This is a genomic window from Kitasatospora griseola (genome assembly GCF_044999035.1).
Classification (GTDB): domain Bacteria; phylum Actinomycetota; class Actinomycetes; order Streptomycetales; family Streptomycetaceae; genus Kitasatospora; species Kitasatospora griseola.
Genome location: NZ_CP173360.1, coordinates 210,599 through 232,040, shown reverse-complemented (window position 1 = coordinate 232,040; position 21,442 = coordinate 210,599). Strand labels below are relative to the sequence as shown.

The window sequence follows — 21,442 nt, the reverse complement described above, 5'->3', positions numbered from 1 at the left end:
GCTACCGGTGAGACACCCGCCGTGCCTGGTGCGGGCGGAGGCGCGCGGACCAGGCCCTCCGGGCGGTCCTCGGCGGCGGCCGGGAGCCGGGGCGGCCCCCCGGAGGCGGGCGTCGACACCGGTGGTAGGGGCGGCCCCCGGGTCGGGCATTCCGCGGACGCGTTCGTGCCCACCCCGGAGCGGGGCGGGCACGGGCCGGGCGGGTTCGTCAGGCGATGCTGAAGTCGTTGGTGACGCCGAACACTTCGGTGGTGTCCCGGTTGCAGCCGCTGCCGACCGGGTCGAACAGGGTGCTTCGGGTGACCGTCTTGCCGAGGCCGCTTCCGGCGGTGACGACGCCGTCGCTCTTCATCCGGGTGCGGATCAGGTTGCCGCGGGCCTCGTGGGTCGCGACCACCTGGCGGTACTCCACGGTGGTGGTGTCACCGGTGTCCCAGGTGTAGGTGACCGTCTCGGTGCTGAACCCCGGGAACGGGTCCTGGCAGGTGGAGTCCCAGATGACGGGGGCGTTCTGGTTGAGGGTGCTGCTCGCGCTGCCCGAGCAGCCGCGGTAGCTGGTGCGGTGGGTCGCCGAGACGGTGCGGCCCGCGGTGGTCGGCCCGGGCTGGAACAGCCAGCTCTCGGTCTGCTGCACACCGCTGATCGTGGTGATGCAGCGGACGGTGAAGTTCGGGTTCGGCGCGGCAGTCGTCCGGACCGTCGGACGGTCGGTGCCGGCGGCGGTGGTGGCGGGCAGGAGGGCGGTGGATATTGCGGCGAGGGCGGTGAGCGCGGTGCTGATCCGGCGCATCGGGTGACTCCGTTCGTGTGATGGGTCTCCTGCGTCTTTCGTCGGATTCGTTCACGAATCACTTGAGCGGTTTCCACCGTTCGAGTGACACCGTTGCGCTCTCCCCGCGCTGATCGACGGGACGCGTCCCCGGCCGGAGCAGGAACCACTGCGAGGTGACCGCCGCTGGTCGAACCGCTCGGCGATGAACGTTCCGTCCCGCGCAGGGCAGGCCGCCCCCGCCAGGAGATCGTCCTGTGGAGCCTGCCGGACGGCGGGCTCGTCGACCGGGCGGTGCGGGGTGCGCTGCCCGGTGTTGCCACTTTCGCAGGGGTGTCCGGATCGTCGTCGGCGTGTCCCTGGAAGGAAATCGACCAATATCGTCCAGTTCTTGGTCAATATGGCGTGGTGTCCGATATGTGTGCTTCCTGTCGCCGGCCGTTCCTCGCCGTGCCGGTCCTGCTGTTCCTGAGTGCCTCGGCGGTCGCCGCCGTTCCTCTCGCCGACCGCGCGGTGCCACCGCCCGGGGTGGAGACCTCCGTGGTGACGGTGCGGACCGGCGGGGACCGGACGGCCGCGCAGGCGGTGGCCCCACTGGCCGGCGTACGACTGGGCCTGTACGCGGACGAGGCGTCCGACGTCCCGGTGGACCCGGGCTGGGGCGTCTGCGTCGCCGACGCGGACGGGGACTGCTCCTTCGTCGTGCCGGACACCGCAGACGGCGGGGCCAACGCGGGCGCGCGCTTCTGGGTGCGGCAGCTCCCGGACGGCGTGCCCGCTGGCTGGTTCGCCAACCCGGTGCTGCGCACCGGGCCGGGCAGCGGCAGCGACTCGATCGCCTCTGTTTACACCTTCCGGACTCCGGCCCTGGCGGCCGGCCGGACGTACTCGTCGACCGACACCGGCCCCGACGGCTTCATGATCAGTGACACCTACGGCACCAACTACACCGCCTCCGGCGGCGTGTGGCAGGACTCCCGGACCAACCCCGTCCCCACCGTCGGCTGCGGCCTGGACGTCGCCGTGGTGCTCGACCTGTCCGCCTCCGTGGGCAGCGCGCTCCCGCAGCTGAAGGCGGCCACCGACACCTTCGCCGACGCCTTGACCGGCACTCCGTCGCGGATGGCCCTCTTCTCCTTCGACCAGGCGTCCCCCGCGACCACCGTGGACCGCAACCACCCGGAGCTGGTCCCGGTCTCCACCAAGGCCGGCGCCGACGCCTTCAAGCAGCTCTACGCCGGGTGGACGCTGGGCAAGGGCACCAACTGGGACCAGGGCCTGGCGGCGGTGGCCGCCGCCACCGAGCGGTACCAGGCGGTCGTGGTGATCACCGACGGGAACCCCACCCGGTTCGCCGACGACGCGCAGGGCGACGGCTCCCGGACGCACTTCCGGGACGTGGAGAACGGCATCTTCTCCGCCAACGCCGTCAAGGCCACCGGCGCACGGATCATCGCGGTCGGCGTCGGCAAGGGCGTCGAGGGCGTGTCCGGACTCAACCTGCGCGCACTGTCCGGTCCGACCCGGTACGACGGGACGAACCTGCTGAGCGCCGACTACTTCCAGACCGCCGACTTCCCCTCCGCCGGCCAGGACCTGCACGATCTCGCACTGTCGCGCTGCCAGGGCAGCATCTCGGTGGTCAAGCAGATCGCGCCGGCCGACACCACGGGCGAGGACGTCACCGGCTCGGTGAACGCGGGGCCGGGCTGGACCTTCGACGCGACCACCGACGACCCCGGCATCGGCGGCCTCCCGGCCACCGCGACCACCACCGACGACGGCACCGGCTCGGTCGCCTTCCGGCCGACCTTCACCGGCACCGACAGCGGCCCCGTCACCATCGCCGAAGTCCAGCAGGACGGCTACGAACTGGTCACCCAGGGCGGCCGGAACGCGGTCTGCACCAACCTGAACACCGGGGCGCCCGCCGCCGTCACCGACCAGGGCGCCGCCTTCACCGTCACCGCGCAGAGCAACGAGGCCATCAGCTGCCTGGTGCACAACCGCCCCGCCCGACCGGCCGACGTCACCGTCACCAAGACCTGGCAGGTCGACGGCCGGCTCCTGCCCGACGGGCAGCAACCGGCCGGTCTCAGCGCGGCACTCCGGCTCACCGGCCCCGGGGGAGCCGATGCCACCCCGCAGCCGTGGAACACGGCCCGCACCGGCTACCGGATCGGCGAACAGATCACGATCACCGAGACCGCCACCGTCGACCGCCCGGGGTGCACCCTCGTCTCGTCCCGACTCACCCGCCTCGACGGCGCCCCCGCCGACCTCCCCCTCCCCGACACCGAGGAACTGACCGGCGAGCACCTGACGGCCGAGGTCACCAACGTGGTCGACTGCGCACCGGAGCCCACACCGCCGCCCACCGCACCGGAGCCCCCGCCCATCCGTCCGCCGGGTGCCACCGCGGGCGCGCTACCGGCCACCGGAACCCCCGCCCTGCCCTCCCTCATCGGATGGGCCGCCGCTGCCACCGCCCTCGGCGGCACGATCCTGCGCCTGGCCACCGTCCGTCGCCGGAGCCGGCGGTAGGCGCTTGTGACACGCCGGACGACGGGGCCCGCCACGCGGGCCCTACGACCCGGCCGTCACCGCATCCACCCGCCCCCTGGGGGGCCACGGGCGCAGCAGCTTTTTCACGCAGAGTGATGGTGTTCACCGCTCGTCCAGGGCCGGTCCCAGCGCAATGCGCACGGTCGGCGGCTGCTGGAGGGAATGGTGGACCGTGCAGTTCGAGGCCACCGCGAGCAGCGCGTCACGGCGCGCCGTGTCGAGCCCGGGCGGTACGTCGACCGTCACGGTGACCTCCGCGACCCGGGCCGGCCGGTCGGTCGCCATGGTGAACTGCGCCTCCACCCGCAGGCCGTCGGCGGCCACGCCGTGGCGCGCCAGGTAGCGGCCGGCGTAGAACGCCACACAGGACGCGAGGGAGGACGCGAACAGCTCCGTCGGCGTGGGACCGGTGTCGTCGCCGCCCGCGTCGGACGGCTGGTCCACCACCAGCCGGTGGCCGCGGACCGCGACCTGGTAGGCGTCCCCCGACAGGTGGTCCACCCGGATGCGCCCCGGTGGCAGGGCGGTGTCGGTCCCGGGGGTTCGGACGGGCGGTTCGACGTCGGACACGGTGTTCTCCACAGGTCGGTCGGGCAGAGGTGCGTTCATCGGGACTTTCGGCTGGGGGCGCACGGCGACGGCGGGCCGGTGGAGCGGCTCGTCCCGAGCGGCGGGCGGTGCGCCGTCATTCGGCGGTGCGTACGACCACGACGGGGCAGGGCGAGTGCTGCACGCAGTACTGTCCGACGGAGCCCAGCAGGGCGCCTTCGAAACCGCCGAGGCCACGGTGCCCGACGACCAGCAGGGACGCCCGCTCCCGGGCGGCGGACAGCAGGACCCAGGCCGGGGTGCCCTCCTCGACCCTGAGCCGGACATCGACCGGCGGTCGAGCGCCCACGGCCTTCTCGACGTTCTCGGCAAGGGCCTTTCGTGCCAGCTGCCCCAAGCGCGCCTCGTCGCCGGCCGGCACCGCACTGCCCCACCCGGAGAACGGCGGCTCCCAGGCCATCACCGCCTCCACCACGCCATGGGTGAACCCGGCCTGCCGCACCGCCCAGCGCAGGGCCCTCCTCGACTGCTCCGATCCGTCCGCCCCGACGACGATCTTGCCGTCGATGGCCGGTTCCTCGGCCATGGCTCCGTCCTTCCGATCCGGCCCGGGTCCCGGGCCCCTTGTCAGCTGCCGCCGGTGATCTGCACGGTGTGTGGCTGCTTGTCGGTCGTGCCGAGGGGGGCACGGACAGTCAGGACGCCTCTGTCGTAGCTCGCGGTGATCTCCTTCTCCTTGGCCTCACCGGGCAGCCGGACGGCGCGCTCGAAGGATCCGTAGCGGAACTCGGAGCGGTGCTTGTCCTTCTTCTCCTCGGTGCGCTCGGCCTTGATCCGCAGTACGCCGTCCTGCACGGTGATCTCCACGTCCTTGTCGGGGTCGATGCCGGGCAGTTCGGCGCGTACCACCCAGGTGCCGTCCTCCACGCACTCCTCGACGCGGATCATGTGATCGCCCGAGGACGGGCGAAGGTCGAACGGGAAGTCCTCGAACAGGTCCGGGAACGGCCACCAGTGTCGCCGCTGCTGGGTAGGATCGCCGGCCATCACAACCTCCTCGCACGTTGTTCCATCTCCTCCCAGCCTCGCGGCCGGGGCGGTGGGTGGACATGGGCCGCCCGGGGGTCGGCGTATGGGCCGTTGGGCCCTTGCCGTGCGGAGCAGACGCCGGAGGACGCCTGCGAGGCGGACCGGCGAGGGACTGCCCGGCGGTGGACACCCTGGAGCGCCCGCCGCACACCGTGGGGGCCGGTCCGGGTCGGATCCGACCGTCATCAGAGGCACGTGGTGGCGATCGCCTCGGTGATCTCCCTGCGTGAAGCGGGCTGTGTTGTTGGCAACGCAGCCGTTCAGGGGAGCTCGGCCCACCTCGGGCGGCGGGAACAGGGCCCGGTCATCCCGGCGTGCCGCCGGCATGTTCGCCACGCCCCGACAGGCTCCGGCCGATCTCCCGCCCCCAGGCGTCGACCGCGGACCAGTCCCGGTGGTCGCCGTACCGCAGTCCCATCGCCCGGAACTTCACGCGTCCGGCGCGCGTCAGGTGCTCAGGTTCGACGACCCCCGAGAACAGGCGGTGCCCGCGAGGCCGGAGCTCGGCGATCAGGTCGCCCACCACGTGCTCCTCCTCGCGGGCGGCCAGCGCCCGCCACGGGCCCCGCAGCGCATCCGGCATCCCCACGGTGAACAGCCAGAGATCCCGGCCCGCGAGCAGGCCGGCGTTCGCGCGGACGAAGCGCGACGCGGGCGGGAGCCACACCATGTCGTGAACGGCGCTGCCGACCACGTAAGCGTCGTATCCGGCTGGATCGGTGACGACGTCGACGGCGAGCGTGTCGACCTCGCACTCCTGCTCCCGCAGGCGTGCCGCGAGGCGTTCGGCGATGCTCCGCGTCGAGCCGTGGACGCCGGCGTACGCGACGAGCACACGGGCGGCGCCGTGCCGATCGGCGGTCCCCGGGGCAGTGGTCACGTTCACCAGTCTCATCGGCCGGGTGTCCGGCCGCGACCACGCGCACCCTGACGCGGCCGGGTCCACCGCGCGGTGTCAGGCCGCCCCGTCCCGCTCCACCGACGTGTGCCCTGCCTGAGAAGACGGGCCTTCGAGCCGGCCTTCGGGGTGGGCGGCCATCTGGGTGGCGGTCTGGCAGTGGAGGGGGGCGCGACCGCGGCGCTGACGGCCGAGGCCGGGGCGGCGACCGGGCAGGTGCTGGTCCCCTACTGGTTCATCCGCCCGCCGCTGAGTGCAGGTCTCCGGCCGATGGCGGCTGATAGTCCCTGGTCGCCCGGAAGAGGTCGAAGGTACGCCCGTCGAAGCGGGGTCCCCACACACCGGGATACCCGGCGACGCCGAAGGAATTCAGGCTGATCGCCCTGTTGTTGTCCGGGGCGTACTGGTTGCTCCAGTAGATGATCCAAGGTCCTCCACTGCAGCCGTGCGAGAACGGGTTCTGCGGCATCCTGTCAATGCCTTCGATGTCGTAATCGGCAGTCCCTCTCACGGCATACATGTCATTGGCGTTCCCGTAGTTCTGGGGATAGCCGACGGAGATGGACGGGATTCCTGAATTCTGCGGCCGGCAGTCCAGGCCGAGCCAGCCGGCTTCGGATCTCTCGTGGGCCTGGAGGAATGCGTAGTCGTAGGCGTAGTTCCCGTTGACCGACCACTCGTCGGGCACCGCACAGTGTGAGAACGAAATTTTCTGTCCGACCCATCCGAAGATCGAGCTCCAGGCGGACCGGATGAAGAGGAATTTTGTGTTGATCCGGCCCGAGGTGCCGGCGCTCGCGCAGTGACCGGCGGTCATCACGACCTTCGGGTCCCCGACGAAGGCGGCGCTTCCCTGGTAGTCCTGCGTGCCCCCGGCCGGGTTCACCTGCGTGAGGAAGAATTTTCCGCAGTTCCAAAAGGGGCGGACGTTCGGATCGACCTTTTCAGGATTTTCGGTCGAAATCGCCTCGGCCTCCTCCGCAGGCGGGGCGGACGCGTCCGTCGAGCCCTGCCCCGATTCCTTTTCCTCGTGGATTCGCCGCGGCGTCTCGGCAGGGGCCGTCGGGGACTCGACCGGCTTCGCCCTCCTCAGGCGCTCGTCGGTCCAGTACTCCAGTGTCTCCTGCCGCTCTTGAGCGGAGAACGACTCGATGTTTTTCCCGTAGCCATGACATGTCCTGTCAGGTTTCTCTGCCAGCGATCTGGCATGTATTTCTTCTGCTGCTCTGCTTGACCCCGGGCGGGCCGGGCGTGAGCCGGCGGCATCTGTGGCCCGGTGCAATTGGCAACGGTGTGCCGTGTCATGGAATTCGCGTGGGGAGCGCGTCAGCGACCCTCCGTGGAGCAGCGTTCCCCGACGACAGCCCGACAACCGTCCGTGGAGCGACCGGCGGAGGCCCCCGGCCCTACCGGAAGGCGCTCAGTGGCGTGGCCGGCGGTTGAGGAGGTGGCCGTGGGTGGCTGCGGGGTGGGTGACCATGTCGACGTCGATGTCCTCGCCGGAGGCTTCGACGACGGCCTCGCCGGTTCCCCGCCGGAAGATGCTCCTGAGCCGGCCGCGGCGGCTGGCGCCGATGACGATCTGGGTGGCGTTGGCCTGTCGGGCGAAGGCGACGATGGCTTTCGCGGGGGCGTCGCCGCTGACGGTGTGCCAGGTCCCGCCGAGTTCCTCCACCAGGGCGCGCTGGCGGGCGAGTTGTTCCGGGGGTGCGCCGGCGAGCCCGTCGTCGCGGGCGACGTGCACGGCGAGGAACTCGCCGCCCGCCCCGCGCGAGGCGATGCGTTTGGCGCGCCGGATCAGCGCCTCGCCCTCGAAGCCGCCGGACAGTGCGACCAGCACCCGTTCCCGGGTGCTCCACGGGTGCTGGATGCCGTGGTCGTGGCGGTAGCGCAGCAGCGCCTCCTCGACCCGGTCGGCCGCCCAGAGCAGGGCGATCTCCCGGAGCGCGGTGAGGTTGCCGGCCCGGAAGAAGTGGCTGAGCGCGGCCTCGATCCGCTCCGGCGGGTAGATGTCGCCGTCCGCCATGCGGCGGCGCAGGGCTTCGGCGGACATGTCGACCACTTCGATCTGGTCGGCGCGGCGGACCACGTCGTCGGGCACGGTCTCCTGCTGGCGGATGCCGGTGATCTGCTCCACCACCGTGTTCAGCGACTCCAGGTGCTGGATGTTGACCGTGGAGATGACGTCGATCCCGGCAGCCAGCAGTTCCTCGATGTCCTGCCAGCGCTTGGTGTGACGGCTGCCGGGGACGTTGCTGTGCGCGAGCTCGTCGACCAGGGCGAGTTGCGGGTGGCGGGCGAGCGTCGCGTCGAGGTCCATCTCGGTGAACTCCGCGCCGCGGTAGGTCAGCGTGCGGCGGGGGACGGTCTCCAGGCCCTGCGCCATCCGGCGGGTGGGCAGGCGCCCGTAGTCCTCCATCAGCGCGATCACCACGTCGGTGCCCTCCGCGGCGCGGCGCTGCCCTTCGGCGAGCATGTCGTAGGTCTTGCCGACTCCCGGGGCCGCCCCGAGGTAGACGCGCAGCAGTCCGTGTGGCACGTCGCAGGCCTCCTTCCCGTCCGGTCCGCCCACCGTTCTGAAGGCGGGCTCGTTTCGCTCCGCGCCCGCCGATCGGCCGGGCCGCTGCCGTCGGCCTGTTCGCCGGGTGGAGCCGGGCGGCTTCGGACGGGGGTGACCCTGGCCAGTGGCGGTGCGTCGTGTTCGAGTCCTGCGGCGTACTCGGCGAGCGCACCGGCCGGTCCCGCGACGACGGCACCACATGGCCGTCCTCGTTGCGCACCCAGCCGGTCAGCCCGAGTGAGCAGGCCAGCCGGCGGGCGAACGGGCGGAAGCCCACGCCCTGGACCGTCCCGTAGACCTCGATCAGTCGCAGTTCGACGGCCATCTCAGCTCCTCCCGTGCCGGATCCGGTGTTCGGCCAGGACTTCGCGCACCAGTTCGGCGGCCCGCGGTACGGCGCGGGCCACCTCCGGGCCGAGGCCCTGGCCGATCGTGAAGTCGCCGCCCTCGACCGCGATCACCACCAGTTCGCCGGGAAGCCGGCCCAGGACGCGGGCCAGTGCGACGGCCTCGCCCAGGCCCAGCCCGTGGGACCCGCAGCCCGGGTGCTCGGGCTCGGTGGCGTCCGGACGGGCGCTGATCCGGTGGATCCGGCCCGGCTCGCCCGGGTGGGCGTGCACGGCGTCGACCACCACGGCCAGCGCGGCGCCGTCCCAGAGGTCGATCAGCCGGGTGGGCTCGCCGTCGCAGAGCGCCACCCGGTCCGCTCCGACACCACGGGCGGTCAGTTCGGCGAGCACGGCCGCCGCCGCCCCGTCGTCGTGGCGGTACTCGTTGCCGACACCGATCAGCACGACCCGGTCAGCTGCCATCGCCGCGTCCTTCCACGCTGAGGGTGAGGAAGTGCGCGGCGCACGAGATGCAGGGGTCGTAGTTGCGGATCGCCTGTTCGCACCGGCGGGTCAGCTCCTCGTCGTCCAAGTGCAGCCGGGGCTGCACGAAGGCCCGCAGGTCCGCTTCGATCGCGCCCTGGTTCTGGGCGGTGGGCGGGACGATGACGGCGCGTCGGACCAGGCCGTCGCGGTCCAGCTCGTACTGGTGGTAGAGCAGTCCGCGCGGGGCCTCGGTCGCCGCGTGGCCGGTTCCGGAGCGGGCCGGAACCGGGACCGCCGGTGCGGGCGGCCGTCGGTACTGTTCGATGATCCGCTGCGCCTCGGCGACCGCCCACAGCACTTCGACGGCCCGGATCAGGATGGTGCGGAACGGGTTGGCGCACTGCGGTTCGAGCCCGGCCCGCGCGGCCAGGGCGCGGATGTCGTCCGGCAGCCGTGCGGCGTTCAGGTGCCAGCGGGCGATCGGTCCGGTGAGGTGGGGGAGGCCGGAGAGGGTGGCGTGCAGGGCGGTGGAGTGCGGCACCTGGTGCTCGCGGACCCGGTCGGTGAACTCCGGGACCGGGAACGGTCCGGTGCGGGTGCCGGTCGGGGTGCCGGAGTCGATGGCGTAGCCGTCCGCACCGCTCAGGGCCAGCAGTTCGTGCCGGACCGTGAGATCGGGGAAGTCGAACCCCGCCACCCAGCCGAGGGTGTCCTCGGCGTCGGTCCTGGCCTGCTCCAACAGCCTTGCCAGCCGGTCGAGTTCGGCCCGATCGGGGAGCCGGTGGAAGCCGCCGACGCGGATGTTGACCGGGTGGATCGCCCGGCCGCCGAGGGTTTCGACGATCTCGTTGCCGGCCTTCTTCAGCCGCAGCCCGCGCGCCAGCAGCCCCGGATCGGTGCGCGCCAGCGCGAGAGCGTCCGGAAGGCGCAGGAAGTCCGGGGCGTGCAGCAGGTAGATGTGCAGGGTGTGGCTCTCGATCCACTCGCCGCAGTACAGCAGCCGCCGCAGCTCGGCGAGCGGGCCGTCCACCCGGACCCCGCAGGCGTCCTCGACCGCCTGGCAGGCGGTCATCTGGTAGGCGACCGGGCAGATCCCGCAGATCCGGGCGGTCAGGTCGGGCGGCTCGGTGTGGCGGCGTCCGCGCAGCAGGGCCTCGAAGTAGCGGGGCGGTTCGTAGATGTCCAGCTGGACGTCGGTCACCTCGCCGTCGTGGACCCGGATGCGCAGCGCCCCCTCGCCCTCGACCCGGGCGAGTGCGCCGACGGTGAGCAGACGCTCCGTGCGGTGGCTCACCGGGTGTCCTCCTCGGCCTGGCGGGCGGCCTCGGCGAACTCCGGCGCCTCGGCGTTGAACGTGCGGTAGAGGCGGGCGATGTCCGCCTTCGACAGGCCGTCGCGCCGCAGCAGCGGCAGCATCGCCCTGGTGTTCGGCCCGCCCCCGCCGGGTGTCGTGGGCACCGGACCGAAGCAGCCGTAGCAGCCGCGCCCGTACGCGGGGCAGAGCGCGCCGCAGCCGGCGTGGGTGACCGGCCCCAGGCACGGTGTGCCGTGGGCGACGGTGACGCAGGTGGCACCGCGCAGCTTGCACTCGAAGCAGACGCTGTGGGTGGGGACGTCGGGCTTGCGGTCGGCGAGGAAGGCGGTGATGACCTCCAGCAGCTGCCGCTTGTCGATCGGGCAGCCGCGCAGCTCGAAGTCCACCGGGACGTGCGCGGAGATCGGCGTGGAGTCGTCCAGGCTGTCGAGGTAGTCGGGGCGGGCGTACACCACGGACTGGTACGCGGACAGGCTCGTCAGGTTGCGCAGCGCCTGCACACCGCCCGCCGTGGCGCAGGCGCCGATGGTCACCAGGCGGCGGGACTGCTCGCGAATCCACCGGATCCGCTCCAGATCGGCGCCCGCCGCGACCGAGCCCTCGACCAGCGACAGGTCGTACGGCGGGGGCAGCGTGTCGCTGGTCGCCTCCAGGAAGAAGCCGATCTCCAACTCGCCCGAGAGGGAGACGAGTTCGTCCTCCAGGTCGAGCAGGGTGAGCTGGCAGCCGTCGCAGGAGGAGAACTTCCAGACGGCCAGCCGGGGTGCGGTCACGGTCCTTCACCACCTCATCGTTCGGAGACCGACAGCGGCTCGCCGGCCCGGGCCCAGCCGACCACCGGGCCGTCCCGGCAGAGCAGCAGCGGTCCGAGCTGGCAGTGGCCGCACCAGCCGGTGCCGCAGCGCATGTTCCGCTCCAGTGAGACCGCGATCCGTCCGGCGGGAACGCCGCGTCGCAGCAGTTCGCCCGCGGTGGCGCGCATCATCGGCTCCGGTCCGCACAGGAACGCGGTGCAGCGGTCGGTGCGGAAGCCGGCGGTGTCCAGCAGCTCGGTGACCAGGCCGACCGGGCCCGGCCAGCCGGGCCCGGGGCGGTCGACGGTGACCAGCACCTGCGCGCGGCGCCGCCAGACCGGCAGGTCGGCCGGGAAGAGCTGGTCGGCGGGCTCGCGGTAGCCGGCCAGCACCGAGAGCCGGCCCGACCCGGCGGGCCGGGCCAGGGCCTCGTCGATCACCGGGCGCAGCGGCGCGAGGCCGATGCCGCCGGCCACGACCAGCACGTCACTCTCTGCGGGCGGGGACGGCCAGGCCGTCCCGTACGGGCCGCGGACCCCGATCCAGCCGCCCGGTTCGGCCCGGCACAGGGCCTCGCTGACCTTGCCGACCGCGCGGACGGTGTGGTGCAGCCGGTCGCCGGAGATGCCGCTGACCGAGACCGGAACCTCGCCCACCCCGAAGGCGTACAGCATCGCGAACTGCCCCGGCCGGAACGGCGCCAAGGTGTGTGCGGTCGGCACCAGGGTGAGTGTGACGGTGTCGGCGGTCTCCTGCCGGCGGTCGGCGATCCGGTAGGCCACCGGGGTCGTGGCGGCCGTCACGGAGTGCCCACCGAGCCGGACTCGGCGCGCAGCGCCGTGACCTCCTCGGTGATGTCGATGCCGACCGGGCACCAGGCGATGCAGCGGCCGCAGCCCACGCAGCCGGAGGACCCGAACTGGTCGTACCAGGTGCCGAGTTTGTGGGTCAGCCACTGGCGGTAGCGGCTGCGGGCGGAGCTGCGGACGGGGCCGGTGCCGTGCAGGTGGGAGAAGTCCAGGTCGAAGCAGGAGTCCCAGCGGCGCCAGCGCTCGGCGTGGTCGCCGGTGAGGTCGGTGGTCTCCTCGGTGGTGGTGCAGAAGCAGGTGGGGCAGACCATCGTGCAGTTGCCGCAGGTCAGGCAGCGGTCGGCGACCTGGTTCCAGCGTTCGGCGGTCATCGTGCCGGCCATCAGCGCGCGCAGGTCGGTGGCGTCGACCTCGCGGCCCATCCGCCCGGCGGCTCCGGCGACGGCCGCGCGGGCGCGTACGCCGTCGGTGGGCCGGGTCGGCAGCTCGGCCAGCAGCTCCGACCCCTCCGGGCTGCCCGCGCGGATCAGGTAGCTCAGCCCCTCGGGTCCGGCGGTCTCGGTGAGGGCGAGGTCGAAGGCCGAACCCTCGGGCAGGCCGGGGCCGGTGCCCATGGAGGTGCAGAAGCACACCCCGCCCGGCTCGGTGCACTCGACCACGATCAGGAAGGCGCCGTCGCGGCGCCGGCCGTACACCGGGTCCCGGTACGCGCCCGCGGTCAGTACGCGGTCCTGGACGGCGATGGCGCGCAGGTCGCACGGCCGGACGCCGAGGAAGGCGTACCGCGGCACCGGGGCCTCGTCCTCGCGGACGGTGACGGTGCCGTCGGAGGCCCGGTCGGCCTGCCAGAGGCGGGCCCGGGGCGGGTGCAGGAAGGTCTTCCAGGACTGGGGCCCGGCCGAGTGGGCGAACGCCGCCCGGTCGGCGCGCGGCCGCAGGCGGTAACCGCCGGGTTCGGTCTCGACGCCCCAGCCGTGCGGCAGCTCGGCCGCCGAGCCGAGTTCGGCCAGCACGATCGCATCATCCTTCACGGTGGGGCCCACCACGGTCCGGCCGCGGCGGACCAGGGCGTCGAAGAGCGCGGCGAGGCCGGACTCGTCGATCTCGGCGAGCGGTGCGGGTGCGTTCATCGGGCTGATCTCCGCGGTGGGCGTCGACGGTGGGTTCCTCGGTTCCACTCTCGGTGCCGGTGGCCACCCCCGCACGGGCCCCGCCCGCCGGCGGCCGGGCGAGAGCGACGCGCCCCGGCCGGTCGGGCCCGGGTGCGGGCGCCCCGGCGCGGGCCGCTGTTCCAAGGCGTCCCGGCGGTGACGCCGCCTCCGCGCACCCGCGCGCCCCTCGCGGGCGGGCCGGCCCGACGACCCGGTCCGGTTTCCGGACCGAAAGGGCCGTTCGGACCACGTCGGGCCACGACCGTCCCCGGGAAGCTTGAGACGGGGCCACGGCCGACCGGTGAGGAGGCGGACGTCATGCGTGCGCACCCGGGGCAACGGAACAACCCGCTCAGGCGGGGCAGCGACCGCGTCCAGTGGTGGCTGGCCCGGATCCTGCTGGTCCTCGCGATCGCCGGGCTCCCGGCGGCGCTCGCCGTCGGACTGGCCGTCCACACTGCGCAGGCCCGGGCCGACCGGGCCCAGGCCGCCGACCGGCACCCGGTGACGGCGCGGCTCGCCGAGGACGTCCCGGCCGCGCCGGACCTCGGCACCGTGCCGGCCGCCGTGACGTGGACCGCCGACGGCGCCGCGCACCGGGCCACCGCCACCGTGGACTCCGGCCAGGACGCCGGCGCACCGGTGCAGATCTGGCTGGACGCCCACGGCAACGTCGTCCACGCACCGGCCGCCGCCAGCCAGGCCACCGCAGCGGCCTGGACCGCCGCCCTGATCACCGCCGCCGCCGTGCCGCTGGCCTGCGCACTGACCTGGAGGGGCACGACGTACGTCCTGGACCGCAGCCGCTACGCCCGCTGGGACGCGGAGTGGCAACAGGTCGAACCCCGCTGGACCCGCAGCCGGCCCAGCTGACCCGCCGCGGCCCGGGCCGCCCGGCCTGGAAACGACCCCCGCGGCGAGAGACCGTGGGAAAGACGCCCACCCAGGAGGTGGCAGAGCCATGGACCGCATTCGGATCCGCAAACGCCCGACCCGCCCGGAGCCGCGTCCCCCACTGGACCTGCGGACCCCGTCCGGCCGCCCGATGCCCTACTGACCGGGGAGCTCGACATGCGACGGATCATCCCCTTCACCGAGCTGGGCCGCGCCGACGTACCCCTGGTCGGCGGCAAGAACGCCTCGCTCGGCGAACTCACCAACCGGCTCACGACCGCCGGGGTCCGGGTTCCCGGCGGATTCGCCACCACCGCGGACGCCTTCCGTGAATTCCTCGACACCGCCGGCCTGCGGCAGCGGGTCGAGGAGCAACTCGGTCGGTTGGGAGAGGACGGTACGCTGCCGGAGGTGGGCGCGGCCGTCCGAGCAGCGCTGCTGGCCACCCCGCTGCTGCCGCAACTCGAAGCGGAACTCGCCGACGCCTACCGGCAGTTGGCGCAATCCACCGGCCGGGCCGACCCGGACGTCGCGGTGCGCTCCAGCGCAACCGCCGAGGACCTGCCCGAGGCCAGCTTCGCCGGGCAGCAGGAGACCTTCCTGAACGTGCGGGGCGTCCCCGCCCTGCTGGACGCCTGCCGGCGCTGCTACGCCTCGCTGTTCACCGACCGGGCGATCGACTACCGGCAGCGGCTGGGCTTCGACCAGCTCGCGGTCGCCCTCTCCGTCGGCGTGCAGCTGATGGTGCGCTCCGACCTCGGCAGCGCCGGCGTCGCGTTCACCCTCGACACCGAGACCGGCTACCCGGACGTGGTGCTGGTCAGCGCCGCCTGGGGGCTGGGCGAGACCGTCGTCGGCGGGCAGGTCGACCCCGACGAGTACCTGCTGTACAAGCCGCTGCTCGACGACGGCGCGGAGCGGACGCCGCTGCTACGGGCCACCGTCGGCGCCAAGCGCCGCAAGGCCGTCTACGACGAGCAGGGTTCCACCCGGACCGTCGACACCACCGCCGAGGAACGCGCCGCCCGGGTCCTCGACGACAGCGACCTCGCCACGCTCGGCCGGTGGGCCGTCGCGGTCGAACGCCACTACGGCTGCCCGATGGACCTGGAGTGGGCCAAGGACGGGCGGACCGGCCAGCTGTTCCTGGTCCAGGCGCGGCCGGAGACCGTGCAGTCCCGGCGGGCCGGCTCGGTGCTGCGCCACTACCGGATGACCGGAACCGGCGAACGGCTGGTGGACGGTCTCGCCGTCGGCCAGGCGATCGGGCACGGCCCGGTCTGCGCGCTGTCGGCGCCCGGCGAGATCGCTCGCTTCCCCGAAGGGGCCGTCCTGGTCACCACGATCACCGACCCCGACTGGGAACCGCTGATGAAACGCGCCTCGGCGATCGTCACCGACCACGGCGGCCGCACGTCGCACGCCGCGATCGTCAGCCGTGAGCTCGGCGTCCCCGCAGTGATCGGCACCGGGCGGGCCACCCGGGTCCTGGAGAACGGCCAGGAGGTCACCGTCTCCTGCGCCGAAGGCGAGCAGGGCCACGTCTACGCAGGCCGGGTCGACTGGGAGGAGACGCAGACCGACCTCGGCACGCTGCCGAAGACCCGCACCCGCGTCATGCTGAACCTCGCCGACCCGGCCGCCGCGTTCCGCTGGTGGCAGCTGCCCGCCGACGGCGTCGGCCTGGCCCGGACGGAGTTCGTGGTCGCCCACCAGGTGCGGGTCCACCCGATGGCGCTGGTCCACCCGGAGCGCCTGTCCCCCGAGGACCGGCGGGCCGTCGACGCCCTGACCGACGGCAGGCCCGACCGCACCGAGTACTTCGTCGACCGGCTCGCCCAGGGAATCGCCCCGCTCGTCGCCTCCCGCCGGCCCGACCCGGTGATCGTCCGCACCAGCGACTTCAAGACCAACGAGTACGCCCGCCTGCTCGGCGGCCGCCCCTTCGAACCCGTCGAGGCCAACCCGATGATCGGCTGGCGCGGCGCGAGCCGCTACTACGACGACCGCTACCGCGAAGGCTTCGCCCTGGAGTGCCGGGCGCTGCGCCGCGTCCGCGACGAGATCGGCCTGACCAACCTCGTGGTGATGATCCCGTTCTGCCGCACCCCGGAGGAGGCCGACCGGGTGCTCGCCGAAATGGCCGCCAACGGGCTGGAGCGCGGCCGCAACGGCCTGAAGGTGTACGTGATGGCCGAGATCCCCTCCAACATCGTGCTCGTCGAGGAGTTCGCCGAACGCTTCGACGGCTTCTCCGTCGGCAGCAACGACCTCACCCAGCTCACCCTCGGCGTGGACCGGGACTCCGACCTGCTCTCCCACCTCTTCGACGAGACCGACCCCGCCGTCACCCGCTCCATCGAGCACCTGGTCACCGCCGCCCACGCGGCGGGCCGACCGGTCGGCCTGTGCGGTCAACGACCGAGCAGCGACCCGCAGTTCACCCGCTTCCTGGTGCACTGCGGCATCGACTCGGTCTCCGTCGCACCGGACAGCTTCGCCGCCGTCAAACAGTGCGTCGCCGACGCGGAGGGCGGCAGGTGACGCACTGCCGCCCCGTGGCGTCCGAATGTTCAGCTGTCGCCCGCCCGGTAGGCGTGGGGATGCTCGAACGCGGTCCGGGTGTCGTCCTCGGTCCAGTCCAGGGACTGGTGGACGGCCACCACGCCGTCGACCGCGCGGCACAGGCGCTCGGCGAGCGGGATCAGGCTGCGGCGGGGGAGACGGCCGGTGAGGGTGACCACGCCGTCCTGCACGGTGACGCCCACGGTGTCCGGGGCCAGCCACAGGGTACGGCCGAGGACGTCGTGGACGATCTCCTCGTGGATCGCGCCGTCGTGCCGCAGGAAGACCTGCAGCAGGTCGGCCCGGCTGACGATGCCGATGAGGCGGCCCGCCTCGTCCACCACCGGCAGGCGCTTGACCCGGTGGCGGTCCATCTGGCGGGCGGCCTCGCCGACGTACCAGGACGCCCGCGCGGTCACCACGGGGCTGGTCATCAGCCCACCGGCGGTCTCCGCCTCGGCACGGGCCTGGTCGGGCGGCCGAAGCCAACGGCCCGGGTGGCGGTCCTCCGGGTCCGGCAGGACGGCCTCCTTGCGGAGCAGGTCCGCCTCGGAGACCATGCCGACCGGCCGGTCCTGGTCGTCGACCACCGGAACAGCGGTGATGTCGTTGCGGTGGAACAGCGCGGCGACCTCCTTGAACGAGGTGTCCGGTCGGGCCGTCACCACCTCACGGGTCATCAGCTCGGCGACACTGCGGTGCTGCATGGTCCTCACTCCTCCGCCGCTAGGTTCCGCTCTACCTCCACCATCGGCCCGACCGCCCGCGCCGGGACAGGGCCGACCGGTCCCCGCAGCTGGTCCCGGCGGCCCACGCGGACGCCCGGCGACCGGTGGATGCTGGAAAGGACTCCGGGAGACCGTCGTGGACAGACGTGTCCCCGAAGGAGAGGAGAGCGCCATGAGAGCCTCGGTCGGAGACCGCCTCATCGTCGAGGGCACCCGCCCCGGTGCGGCCCGCCGCGACGGCGAGGTCGTCGCCCTGCACCACGCCGACGGCAGCCCGCCGTACGACGTGCGCTGGTCCGACACCGGACGGGTGTCGGAGTACTTCCCCGGCCCGGACGCCCGGATCCACCACTACACCCGGCCCGGGACCCAGGAGCGCTCTCCGGGCTGATGCCGGGCAGGCGGGCGGTTCACCCCGATGCTTCGGTGAGCGGTCGACGGCGCAGCCGGCGCAGGTACGGGTCGAACGGCAGCCGCGGCTCGACGCGGATCAGCGCGTCGGTGCAGAGCACGCCGTCGGACCGGACGACGACGGGGCCGAGCCGGGCCTCGGTGAGCTGCGGCAGGTCGGTGGCCATCCGTGACACTCCGACCAGTACTCGGTGCAGTTCGGCCAGGTCGGCCGGGCGACGGCTCGGGAACAACGGTTCGGCGTGCAGTTCGGCGACCATCGCGGCGGGGTCGGCCTCGGTCAGCGGCGCGAGACGGGCGGCCCGGTCGTCCAGCAGTTCGCCGGTCGGTCCGTCGAGGCCGAGCAGCACCAGCGGGCCGAACACCTCGTCCTGGCGGACGTCGATGCGCAGGTCGACACCGGGCGCGGCCGCCGGGCGGACCAGCACGCCGGTCGTCCGTCCGCCCGAGGACGCGGTCGACTCCCGGAAGGCGTCGCGCGTTTCGGCGTCGGAACGGACGGCCCTCGACGATTCCCGGGCCGGCTGTCCGGCCCGGTGGGCGCTCAGCACCGCCCGGCCGCTGTGGCCGAGCAGGCGCAGCGACCGGGCGGCGAGGACGGCCGTGTGCTCGTTGGGGGCCCAGACCGTCGTGGTCAGTGGCAGGCGGTAGCACTCCAGCAGGTCGGCGGTGCGTGCCGGGTCGAGCAGGCCGCCGTTCGGCCGCTCGGCGAGGAATCCGTCCACCAGCCGTTGCGCGGCCGCGGGGTCGCAGTCCGGCAGCTCGGCCTCGGCGGACGCGGGACGGGCCAGCATGCGGGCTCGCGCGTGGGCGGCGGTCAGGGCGGAAGCAACCGAGCGGGAATCGGCGTAGGCGGGGATCAGGGTGCCGTCCCGGGCTGTCAGGAAGCCGACCGGCGCCTGCTGGTCGATCCGCACGGCGGCGACCGGAAGGCGGCGCCGTCCCGGGCCGTCCAGGAGTGCACGCAACGGATCCCGGTCCGGGTCGGCGGTCAGTGCGGTGGGTACCAGGCACACCACCAGAGCGTCCATGGTGCCGCTGTGTTCCAGCAGGTCGAGGCAGTGGAGCAGTTCGTCGGGCCCGGCGGCGGGGGTGATGTCGACCGGGTTGCCGGTGCCCGCGCCGCCCGGCAGCGCGCGGCGCAGCCGGTCGGCGAGCCTGTCCGGCAGGCCGGGCAGGTGCAGCCCGGCCTCGACGCAGGCGTCGGCGGTGAGGATGCCGATCCCCGCGGCGTTGGAGACCACGGCGATTGCGCCGCGCTCCGCGGGCAGCGGTTGGGCGTGCAGCAGTGCCGCAGTCTCCACCAGCTCGGCGACGGAACGGGTGGCGGTGATGCCGGCCTGGTCGAACAGCGCGGCCCGGGTGACGGCCGGGACGGCAGCGGCGGCGGTGTGTGCGGCGGCCCCGCGGCGGCCGGCCGAGGAGCGTCCGGCGTCGACGGTCAGGACCGGGAAGCGGCGGGTGACCCGGCGGGCGGTGCGGGCGAACGCCCGCGGGTTGCCGAAGGATTCGAGGTGCAGCAGGGCCAGGTTCGTGCGGTCGTCGCTCTCCCACCACTGCAACAGGTCGTTGGCGCTGACGTCGTACTTGTCGCCGAGCGAGACGAACGTCGACACGCCGATGCCCAGCCAGGCCAGTTGTTCCAGCAGCGCGATGCCGACGCCGCCGGACTGCACGGCGACCCCCGCCGTGCCGGGCTGCGGGAAGGCACCGCCGAACTCGGCGTCCAGCCGCACCGCGGGGTCGGTCTGGGCGATGCCCAGGCTGTTCGGGCCGACGAGTCGCATCGAGTGCGCCCGGCAGCTGTGCAGCAACTGCCGCGCCTGATCGGCGTCCAGGCCGGAGGTCAGTACCACCAGGCCGTGTACGCCGGCCCGGCCGCACTCCTCGGCCGCGGCGGGGACGGCGGCGGCCGGAACGGCGAGCACCGCCAGCTCCGGTATCCGGGGCAGCGCTTCGAGCGAAGGGTAGGAGGGCATGTCGGCGACCCGCTCGGCGTGCGGGTTGACCGCCCACACCTCGCCGCGGAACCCGCCGTCGCGGATCTTGCGCAGCACGCTCTGCCCGACCGACCCCGACCGCCGGGAAGCACCCAGGACGGCGACCGAGTGCGGCCGCAGCAGGGCGGCGAGGCTGGCGAGATCGGCGGTGCGGCCGCGTTCCTCCACCGCCCGCAGGTAGTGCTCATCCGTGTCCGCGCCGGCCAGCGGGACCTGGACCCGGACCTCGCCCTCCCGGTAGCGGCGGTGCACCGGCAGCCCGAGGTCGGAGAACAGACGGTGTACAGCGCTGTTGCCTGCCAGGGCGTCCGCCTCGAAGGCGGCGACGCCGCGCTCCCGGGCGGCGTGCACCAGGTACTCCAGCAGCAGGCTGCCGACGCCGCGGTGGTGCCAGGCGTCGGCCACCGCGACGGCCAGTTCCGCGGTGTCGGGTTGTTCGGCGGCAGTCTCGAAGTCGGCCTCCCCGACGAGCACGCCCGCCGTCCACGCGCCGAGCGCGTACAGCTCGGGGCGGGGCGGCCCGCACAGCCGGTCGGCCGTCAGCTCCGGCGCGCGGCGGCTGCTGCCGAGGAAGCGCAGCCGCCGGCTGGCATCCGACATGCGGTCCGCGTGCAGCGCGAGCACCTGCGGACGGTCGGCCGGGGTGAGGGGGCGTATCCGCACGGTGCTGCCGTCGGTGAGCAGCGCCTCCTCGCCGGATGCCCGGTCCGCCCGTCCGCGCGGTGCCGGGGAAGGGACGGTGCTCGCTGGCTGTTCGGTCATGGCGGCGCTCCTTCGGCCGGTGGGGCCCGCGGGTGCGGGGCGCGGCTCAGTCCTCGGCCTCGGCGGGCATGCTGGTGATCCGGCGTCCGGACACCGTTGCGGGGCGGATGCGGATCCAGCGGTCGCGCGGGCCGCCGGCCCAGGGTTGGACGGCGAGGTCGCGGAGGAGTCGTTGGAGGGTGGGTGGGTCGTCGATGTGTTCGGCCCGGCCGGTGATCAGGACGCTCCAGCCGGTGCTGCGGCGGTCGTCGATGCGGTCGACCTCGAAGGAGACGTCGGTGCCGGGCGGCGGGTCGGTGGCGCCGTGGTCGTGGGTGCGGTAGACGACGGTGTGGCGGTCGACGGCGTAGTTGACGGGGAAGACGGCAGGTCCGTGGTCGCCGGGCAGGGCGATGCGACCGACGCCCCGCGCGCCGAGGTCGTCCCAGCACTCCTCCCTGCTGAGCCGCACCAGCACCGGCCGGAGCGCGGGCGATCCCTGCCCGGGGGGCCGGTCGGGTCGGCCGGCCAGCAGCTCCTGGTAGGTCAGGCCGAGCGCGGCGGCGATCCGCAGGAAGCCGTTCGGGTCGAAGGACGGGCCGGCCGTGGTCAGGAACTCCAGGTAGCGGCGTGACATGCCCGTGAGCATTGCCAGCGTGTCCGTGTCGATGCCGAGCAGGCTCTGGCGGACGGCGATCCGGCGGGCGACCGCTTCGGCGGCCGACGGGTCGGCCGGGGGCTGGACGTCCATGGGATTCCACCTCCTGGCATTCAGGTCCGGAACAGGGC

19 protein-coding genes and 1 pseudogene are annotated in these 21,442 nt (G+C 73.4%); 4 read left to right on the top strand and 16 right to left on the bottom strand.

What is annotated here, in order from left to right:
• Positions 1 to 208: 208 nt before the first annotated feature.
• Positions 209 to 790 carry a hypothetical protein gene (locus tag ACI1MP_RS01120; protein ID WP_404867403.1) on the bottom strand — a complete coding sequence of 194 codons (582 nt, stop codon included), beginning with the start codon at positions 788 to 790 and terminating at the stop codon, positions 209 to 211.
• Positions 791 to 1,186: 396 nt separating this feature from the next.
• Here ACI1MP_RS01120 and ACI1MP_RS01115 point away from each other — a divergent pair, with 396 nt between their 5' ends.
• A complete protein-coding gene (locus ACI1MP_RS01115) occupies positions 1,187 to 3,313 on the top strand; it encodes a vWA domain-containing protein (RefSeq protein WP_404867402.1) in 2,127 nt (708 codons plus the stop codon).
• A 123-nt stretch (positions 3,314 to 3,436) separates the two neighbouring features.
• Here the strand turns inward: ACI1MP_RS01115 and ACI1MP_RS01110 are convergent, their stop codons facing one another.
• The 12 genes and pseudogenes from ACI1MP_RS01110 to ACI1MP_RS01055 form a co-directional block, all read right to left on the bottom strand.
• Positions 3,437 to 3,904, bottom strand: coding sequence for an OsmC family protein (locus ACI1MP_RS01110; RefSeq protein ID WP_404867401.1), 468 nt, complete (start codon positions 3,902 to 3,904; stop codon positions 3,437 to 3,439).
• 115 nt (positions 3,905 to 4,019) lie between these two features.
• Positions 4,020 to 4,469: a universal stress protein gene (locus tag ACI1MP_RS01105; RefSeq protein WP_404867400.1), complete on the bottom strand. Its 450-nt coding sequence runs from the start codon at positions 4,467 to 4,469 to the stop codon at positions 4,020 to 4,022.
• A gap of 41 nt (positions 4,470 to 4,510) precedes the next feature.
• Positions 4,511 to 4,930, bottom strand: coding sequence for an Hsp20/alpha crystallin family protein (locus ACI1MP_RS01100; protein WP_404867399.1), 420 nt, complete (start codon positions 4,928 to 4,930; stop codon positions 4,511 to 4,513).
• A gap of 346 nt (positions 4,931 to 5,276) precedes the next feature.
• Complete coding sequence (locus ACI1MP_RS01095) at positions 5,277 to 5,852, bottom strand: flavodoxin domain-containing protein (protein WP_404867398.1); 576 nt, start codon at positions 5,850 to 5,852, stop codon at positions 5,277 to 5,279.
• 253 nt (positions 5,853 to 6,105) lie between these two features.
• Positions 6,106 to 7,152, bottom strand: coding sequence for a trypsin-like serine peptidase (locus tag ACI1MP_RS01090; RefSeq protein WP_404867397.1), 1,047 nt, complete (start codon positions 7,150 to 7,152; stop codon positions 6,106 to 6,108).
• 138 nt (positions 7,153 to 7,290) lie between these two features.
• A complete protein-coding gene (locus tag ACI1MP_RS01085; protein WP_404867396.1) occupies positions 7,291 to 8,409 on the bottom strand; it encodes a universal stress protein in 1,119 nt (372 codons plus the stop codon).
• 232 nt (positions 8,410 to 8,641) lie between these two features.
• Positions 8,642 to 8,755, bottom strand: a pseudogene (locus tag ACI1MP_RS01080) (acylphosphatase); the annotation flags it as partial.
• A gap of 1 nt (position 8,756) precedes the next feature.
• On the bottom strand, positions 8,757 to 9,242 hold the full coding sequence (locus ACI1MP_RS01075; protein ID WP_404867395.1) for a hydrogenase maturation protease: 486 nt from the start codon (positions 9,240 to 9,242) through the stop codon (positions 8,757 to 8,759).
• Positions 9,232 to 10,539 (bottom strand): Ni/Fe hydrogenase subunit alpha, encoded by a 1,308-nt coding sequence (locus tag ACI1MP_RS01070; protein ID WP_404867394.1) that lies wholly within the window; start codon positions 10,537 to 10,539, stop codon positions 9,232 to 9,234. The genes ACI1MP_RS01075 and ACI1MP_RS01070 overlap by 11 nt, the downstream gene beginning before the upstream one ends.
• Positions 10,536 to 11,333, bottom strand: a complete 798-nt coding sequence (locus ACI1MP_RS01065; protein WP_404867393.1) for an oxidoreductase — start codon at positions 11,331 to 11,333, stop codon at positions 10,536 to 10,538. Before ACI1MP_RS01065 ends, ACI1MP_RS01070 begins: the two co-directional genes overlap by 4 nt.
• A 14-nt stretch (positions 11,334 to 11,347) precedes the next feature.
• The gene (locus ACI1MP_RS01060; RefSeq protein WP_404867392.1) at positions 11,348 to 12,157 is read right to left on the bottom strand and encodes an FAD/NAD(P)-binding protein; all 810 of its coding nucleotides are present in this window, start codon (positions 12,155 to 12,157) and stop codon (positions 11,348 to 11,350) included.
• The gene (locus ACI1MP_RS01055) at positions 12,154 to 13,293 is read right to left on the bottom strand and encodes a 4Fe-4S dicluster domain-containing protein (protein ID WP_404867391.1); all 1,140 of its coding nucleotides are present in this window, start codon (positions 13,291 to 13,293) and stop codon (positions 12,154 to 12,156) included. Before ACI1MP_RS01055 ends, ACI1MP_RS01060 begins: the two co-directional genes overlap by 4 nt.
• A 339-nt stretch (positions 13,294 to 13,632) precedes the next feature.
• On the opposite strand from ACI1MP_RS01055, the gene ACI1MP_RS01050 reads away from it, so the two are divergent.
• Positions 13,633 to 14,187 (top strand): hypothetical protein, encoded by a 555-nt coding sequence (locus ACI1MP_RS01050; protein ID WP_404867390.1) that lies wholly within the window; start codon positions 13,633 to 13,635, stop codon positions 14,185 to 14,187.
• Positions 14,188 to 14,385: 198 nt separating this feature from the next.
• Positions 14,386 to 16,752, top strand: coding sequence for a phosphoenolpyruvate synthase (ppsA, locus tag ACI1MP_RS01045; protein ID WP_404867389.1), 2,367 nt, complete (start codon positions 14,386 to 14,388; stop codon positions 16,750 to 16,752).
• A 29-nt stretch (positions 16,753 to 16,781) separates the two neighbouring features.
• Here the strand turns inward: ppsA and ACI1MP_RS01040 are convergent, their stop codons facing one another.
• Entirely contained in the window at positions 16,782 to 17,480 is a 699-nt protein-coding gene (locus ACI1MP_RS01040; RefSeq protein WP_404867388.1) for a CBS domain-containing protein, read from the bottom strand.
• 193 nt (positions 17,481 to 17,673) lie between these two features.
• Here ACI1MP_RS01040 and ACI1MP_RS01035 point away from each other — a divergent pair, with 193 nt between their 5' ends.
• A complete protein-coding gene (locus tag ACI1MP_RS01035; protein WP_043907526.1) occupies positions 17,674 to 17,892 on the top strand; it encodes a DUF1918 domain-containing protein in 219 nt (72 codons plus the stop codon).
• Between the two features lie 19 nt (positions 17,893 to 17,911).
• Here the strand turns inward: ACI1MP_RS01035 and ACI1MP_RS01030 are convergent, their stop codons facing one another.
• Positions 17,912 to 20,674 carry a GNAT family N-acetyltransferase gene (locus ACI1MP_RS01030; RefSeq protein ID WP_404867387.1) on the bottom strand — a complete coding sequence of 921 codons (2,763 nt, stop codon included), beginning with the start codon at positions 20,672 to 20,674 and terminating at the stop codon, positions 17,912 to 17,914.
• Positions 20,675 to 20,720: 46 nt separating this feature from the next.
• Positions 20,721 to 21,404, bottom strand: coding sequence for a pyridoxamine 5'-phosphate oxidase family protein (locus ACI1MP_RS01025; RefSeq protein ID WP_404867386.1), 684 nt, complete (start codon positions 21,402 to 21,404; stop codon positions 20,721 to 20,723).
• Positions 21,405 to 21,442: the final 38 nt, after the last annotated feature.

Excerpts from the sequence above, each read along its gene's own strand:
- ppsA (WP_404867389.1), top strand. The coding sequence starts at position 14,386 with ATGCGACGGATCATCCCCTTCACCGAGCTGGGCCGCGCCGACGTACCC.
- ACI1MP_RS01050 (WP_404867390.1), top strand. The coding sequence starts at position 13,633 with ATGCGTGCGCACCCGGGGCAACGGAACAACCCGCTCAGGCGGGGCAGC.
- ACI1MP_RS01055 (WP_404867391.1), bottom strand. The coding sequence starts at position 13,293 with ATGAACGCACCCGCACCGCTCGCCGAGATCGACGAGTCCGGCCTCGCC.
- ACI1MP_RS01100 (WP_404867399.1), bottom strand. The coding sequence starts at position 4,930 with ATGGCCGGCGATCCTACCCAGCAGCGGCGACACTGGTGGCCGTTCCCG.
- ACI1MP_RS01040 (WP_404867388.1), bottom strand. The coding sequence starts at position 17,480 with ATGCAGCACCGCAGTGTCGCCGAGCTGATGACCCGTGAGGTGGTGACG.
- ACI1MP_RS01035 (WP_043907526.1), top strand. The coding sequence starts at position 17,674 with ATGAGAGCCTCGGTCGGAGACCGCCTCATCGTCGAGGGCACCCGCCCC.
- ACI1MP_RS01075 (WP_404867395.1), bottom strand. The coding sequence starts at position 9,242 with ATGGCAGCTGACCGGGTCGTGCTGATCGGTGTCGGCAACGAGTACCGC.
- ACI1MP_RS01105 (WP_404867400.1), bottom strand. The coding sequence starts at position 4,469 with ATGGCCGAGGAACCGGCCATCGACGGCAAGATCGTCGTCGGGGCGGAC.
- ACI1MP_RS01120 (WP_404867403.1), bottom strand. The coding sequence starts at position 790 with ATGCGCCGGATCAGCACCGCGCTCACCGCCCTCGCCGCAATATCCACC.
- ACI1MP_RS01025 (WP_404867386.1), bottom strand. The coding sequence starts at position 21,404 with ATGGACGTCCAGCCCCCGGCCGACCCGTCGGCCGCCGAAGCGGTCGCC.
- ACI1MP_RS01030 (WP_404867387.1), bottom strand. The coding sequence starts at position 20,674 with ATGACCGAACAGCCAGCGAGCACCGTCCCTTCCCCGGCACCGCGCGGA.
- ACI1MP_RS01115 (WP_404867402.1), top strand. The coding sequence starts at position 1,187 with ATGTGTGCTTCCTGTCGCCGGCCGTTCCTCGCCGTGCCGGTCCTGCTG.